General features: G+C 62.9%; 1 protein-coding gene. It reads left to right on the plus strand.

Going from position 1 to position 1,858, the window contains the following annotated elements; translation table 11 throughout:
- The first annotated feature begins 401 nt into the window (after positions 1–401).
- Positions 402–1,772 (plus strand): group II intron reverse transcriptase/maturase, encoded by a 1,371-nt coding sequence (ltrA, locus tag PQR40_RS38885; protein WP_408511272.1) that lies wholly within the window; start codon positions 402–404, stop codon positions 1,770–1,772.
- Positions 1,773–1,858: the final 86 nt, after the last annotated feature.

A 1,858-nucleotide genomic window follows, 5' to 3' on the forward strand; every position in this document is an offset into this window, starting at 1 on the left:
TTGTGCGCCCAGCATGGGCGCACTCTTGTGGGTGCAAGTCCCACCGTAAGTTGATCACAGCGAGCGAAGCGAAGCGCAACTGCGAGAGGGTGACCGATCGTGGGGAGGAAGCGTGGAGCGAATCTGCGAGCCGATGAACAAGAACCGGATAGAAGGCGGCACCGACCAGGGCGAGCGGACAAGAAACCGCAAAGCTCTCGTGATCAAGGGGCGGTGACGTAGATCCGGCGGTTGTGCAGTGAAGGAGTGCGTTCTTACCTGGGGAGATCTCGCTTCATGCCTGAAAGGGCGACGGCGTCGAGCCGGAGCGAGAAGTCAGCAGAGGTCGTAGTAGTTACAGGACAGGCCGGTGAGGCTGAAGCTGGTGACGAAGGACCAAACGGGAAGGAGTGTCCAGCGTTATGTCGATGCGGCAGGTATTGCGTCAGATGCCCGTGCAAACGGGGCGAGTGGGAGTCACGTGCGGTGAAGCCGCACGTCGTACACCGGCTAGCGACGAAGCCTGCGGCCCGCGGCATGAATCGGGGAACACAGGGTCGGCGCTGCTGGAAGCGGCGCTGACGAGAGAGAACCTGAAGCAGGCGTTCAAACGGGTCCGCTCAAACAAGGGAGTCGCTGGCGTGGACGGTCTGGACATTGACCGGACTGCATGCCATCTGGTGACGGCGTGGCCCGTGATCCGTGAGCAACTGCTGAAGGGGACGTACCGGCCCAGCCCGGTACGTCGGGTGACAATTCCGAAACCGGACGGAGGTGAGCGCGAGCTGGGCATTCCGACGGTGACGGACCGGTTGATCCAGCAGGCGCTGCTGCAGGTGTTGCAGCCAGTTCTGGACCCTACATTCAGCGAGCACAGCTACGGCTTCCGGCCGGGACGGCGTGCGCACGATGCGGTGCTTGCCGCGCAGTCGTACGTGCAGTCCGGTCGGCGGATTGTGGTGGACGTTGATCTGGAGAAGTTCTTCGACCGGGTCAATCACGACATCCTGATCGACCGCTTGAAGAAACGCATAGACGACGTCGGAGTAATCCGGTTGGTCCGGGCGTATCTGAACAGCGGCATCATGGATGACGGGGTAGTCCAGCAGCGTGATCAGGGGACGCCGCAAGGCGGGCCGCTATCCCCGCTGCTGGCCAACGTGCTGCTCGACGAAGTGGACAAGGAGCTGGAGCGGCGGGGCCACTGCTTCGCACGCTATGCCGATGATGCGAACGTTTATGTTCGCAGCCGTCGTGCGGGCGAGCGGGTGATGGCACTGCTGCGACGCCTGTACGGGCGACTGCGCCTGAAGGTCAATGAGACCAAAAGCGCAGTGGCCAGTGTGTTTGGTCGCAAGTTTCTGGGCTACAGCCTATGGGTGGCTGCGGGCGGCGTAGTGAAGCGCAAGGTGGCGGCCAAACCGCTGCTGGCGTTCAAGCATCGCATTCGTGAACTGACCCGTCGTTCTGGCGGGCGCAGCATGCCCGAAGTGGTGGAATGGTTACGATCGTATGTGCAGGGCTGGAAGGCGTACTTCCGTCTGGCGCAAACGCCCAGGGTCTGGCGCAAGCTGGACGAGTGGCTGCGTCACCGGTTGCGTGCGATCCAGCTTAAGCACTGGCGTCGTGGCACGACCATTTACCGGGCACTGCGTGCGCTGGGTGCACCGGATGAGGTTGCGCGACAAGTGGCGGCCAACAGCCGCTGCTGGTGGCGCAATAGTGATCGGCTGCTTAACAGCGTGTTGACCATCGCATACTTCGACCAGCTGGGCGTGCCGCGACTCTCGTAACCTCAACTTCCCGAACCGCCCGGTGCGGACCCGCACGCCGGGTGGTGTGGCAGGGGCACGGCCTCATGGCCGTCCCCTATGCCGAT

Origin of the sequence: Paraburkholderia sediminicola (assembly GCF_046026855.1) — a bacterium.
GTDB lineage: Bacteria > Pseudomonadota > Gammaproteobacteria > Burkholderiales > Burkholderiaceae > Paraburkholderia > Paraburkholderia sediminicola_A.